At 46.3% G+C, this 2,449-nt stretch carries 4 protein-coding genes and 1 pseudogene; 3 read left to right on the top strand and 2 right to left on the bottom strand.

Annotated features, from left to right (window positions below):
• The coding region (locus C7B70_RS26225) for a hypothetical protein (RefSeq protein WP_146134187.1) at positions 1-193 on the bottom strand (193 nt) is incomplete at its 3' end.
• A 65-nt stretch (positions 194-258) separates the two neighbouring features.
• Here C7B70_RS26225 and C7B70_RS25595 point away from each other — a divergent pair.
• Positions 259-447, top strand: a pseudogene (locus C7B70_RS25595) (Uma2 family endonuclease); the annotation flags it as partial.
• A 41-nt stretch (positions 448-488) separates the two neighbouring features.
• On the opposite strand, the gene C7B70_RS25590 reads toward C7B70_RS25595, so the two are convergent.
• Positions 489-1,487: a tyrosine-type recombinase/integrase gene (locus C7B70_RS25590; protein ID WP_106371668.1), complete on the bottom strand. Its 999-nt coding sequence runs from the start codon at positions 1,485-1,487 to the stop codon at positions 489-491.
• A gap of 114 nt (positions 1,488-1,601) precedes the next feature.
• Here C7B70_RS25590 and C7B70_RS25585 point away from each other — a divergent pair, with 114 nt between their 5' ends.
• Together C7B70_RS25585 and C7B70_RS25580 are read left to right on the top strand one after the other, a co-directional pair.
• On the top strand, positions 1,602-1,862 hold the full coding sequence (locus C7B70_RS25585) for a UPF0175 family protein (protein WP_106371667.1): 261 nt from the start codon (positions 1,602-1,604) through the stop codon (positions 1,860-1,862).
• Positions 1,863-1,904: 42 nt separating this feature from the next.
• Positions 1,905-2,449: hypothetical protein (locus tag C7B70_RS25580; RefSeq protein ID WP_146134186.1), on the top strand; the 545-nt coding region annotated here is incomplete at its 3' end.

Raw genomic sequence — 2,449 nt, 5'->3', positions numbered from 1 at the left:
TCACAGATTGAGCCGCCTGCTCAGACTGTCCGTTCTCCTCCAGGTAGTAGCCTAATTCGCTCAACCCCGCCAGCTTGCCAAACACATTCCCCAGCCTGCTCAACGTTCGCACCAATCCGCGCCAAATCTGCTCGATCAAGGCACTCAGGCGAATCAGCGTATTACGAATGATTGGAGGCATAATACATCTCACTTTGCTGTATCTTCATAGCTTGATTATGCCACATTCAACCGCTTGTCGCTTCGAGGAGTCGTTGCGGGTTGCAGCTAGGGTGGTTGATAAATCCACAGGACAAGCAAGTGGAAATTTATCGCCCAAATAGAGCCATAGAAGTATTGCAACAGCCTGAAACCCTCAGTGGCGAGGACGTGCTACCAGGTTTTCTTCTACGATTACAAAAAATTTGGATAGCTTACAGCAATAATGAACGAGATATTCAGAAGTGATCGCGCACAAGAAAACTAGCTGTTTTACGAATAGCACCGTACTAATCCTCCTCTTCCCCAATCGCCTGCAAATAAGCTTTTGCCGCCGCTTGTTTTAGCGCTCCTTGAGTATAGCGTCCATAGACTCTATCGCTCTTAATCCCCATCAACTCCTTACCGTACATTGGATCTACACCTTTACGAGTAATACTCGTACCAAATTCATGCCGAAAGCGGTGCGGTCGAATATCATCTACTTGGGCGATCGCGCCTAATTTTTTTACCATTCTGTAAAGCCCCTTGTAACCCAGCCTTTCTCCTCGATGCTTCGGGTCTTGGCACAAAAACATTGGACTATCAGGAGTTGGTATAAACGCCTCACTTTGCCTCTGCCGCCATTCTAGGTATGCTTCCAAGTGTTGCTTTGCTTGCTTACTCAAAGGTATTTCACTGACGTTCTGCCCCTTAGAGCGATGAACAGTTAGCCTTTTGCCGTTCCAATGGTTGACGTTAAGCACTGATAATTCTGAAGCCCTCAATCCGTGACTAAGCAGAGCGACAATCGCGCGATCGCGTATCCGAGTTGCTCCCTCCGTAGAGAGGACGTACCAAATATCAACGAGGTCTTCTTTTTCGATATGCAGGTCTTGCGGCTCCTCTACCCGTTCTAGCCCAATTGCATCCGTCGGCAGGGGTTGGTTCACCGGATATCCATTACTGCGACGCAGCCATTGGTAAAATGCTCGTAGGGTATTCAGAGCATGGTTAATCGAAGCAGGCTTAAGTTCTTGCTGCTTTAATTCCCGCCGATATTTGCCGATATCGCTAGGAGTTACGTCCAGCCAAGACTTATTGCACCAAGAGCTAAAATTCCTTAGTTGTCGCTTGTAGGAACGCTGGGTGTTATCTGCTTTACCTGTCTGCCGCAAAAACTCCTCAATTTGCCAATGGCGAAGGTCTGACAGCGTTTCTGAAGAAGCGCTTCGCCCTGTCTTCTCCCGTCCGCCATTAAGAGGAACGATAGTGATGGGTAGAATGGGGCGGTCGGGGAGTTGGGTCATTGGTTTTAGGTAGAGATAACTTCACTTATCGTCATCAGACTATTCTCAGATTATTATCTCACCTTTATTAGTGATACGCTAGTTGTAGTTGTTTTCAACTAAACGTCACTCGCTATGCAACTATCTATTCCTGACTCCGTTTTGTCTGCTATCCGGCTACCAGAACCTCGAATCGAGCAAGTCCTGCTGCATGAATTGGCAATCGCTCTTTATGCTCAAGAGCTACTTTCTTTTGGCAAAGCTCGTGAACTGGCACAAATGAGTAAGTACGAATTTGGACAATTATTAGGACAGCGTTCAGTATTGCGGCATTACGGATTAGAGGAGTTAGAGGACGACTTGGATTATGCCAGTTGTAAGGAATACTTCGCATAAGATTACTGTTCAATAATCCCACGCCACCTCAATGCTCCCACCATGAGTCGTAAACCGCTCCTCGATCCCAATCGTTCCTATACCTTTAGCAACTACTTCGACTTGAATGCCGATCCTTTCGATCTACTTACTGAGTTTGGTTATTTTCTGACTCGGAGTCCATTACAGTTGCCACAATTTTCCGCGCCTTTGGAGCAAATAAACCTTCTTAAAGAGCGTATTGACAATATTCTTCCTTATGTAGACTTGACCAACGAAACGGCACGGCGGGAAATTTTTATCGCTCCTATTGTGTCAGAACTGGTACGAATTACTCATGCCCGTCTCAGTATTGAGTACCCGCTTCAAGTTACCCCTCAATTGCAAGGCAGTTTGGACTATTACCTTAGAACCCAAACGCATTTACTCGTGAAAGAAGCAAAACAGGCAGACTTGACTCGTGGGTTTACCCAGTTAGCAATAGAGATGATTACCTTAGATCAATGGACGGAGTTGACTGCACCAACCTTGTTAGGAGCGGTCACTACAGGTAATATTTGGCAGTTTGGGGTATTGCACCGTAGCTCTAAGCAGATTGAACAAGGATT

The sequence above is a fragment of the Chlorogloea sp. CCALA 695 genome (genome assembly GCF_003003885.1).
In the GTDB taxonomy this organism is placed as follows: Bacteria; Cyanobacteriota; Cyanobacteriia; order Cyanobacteriales; family Chroococcidiopsidaceae; genus Aliterella.
The sequence above is the reverse complement of the archived record's forward strand: the minus strand, read 5'-3'. Positions and strand labels throughout refer to the sequence as shown.

Bases quoted from the DNA above. Each gene is read 5' to 3' on its own strand.
- C7B70_RS25590 (WP_106371668.1), bottom strand. From the start codon at position 1,487: ATGACCCAACTCCCCGACCGCCCCATTCTACCCATCACTATCGTTCCT.
- C7B70_RS25585 (WP_106371667.1), top strand. From the start codon at position 1,602: ATGCAACTATCTATTCCTGACTCCGTTTTGTCTGCTATCCGGCTACCA.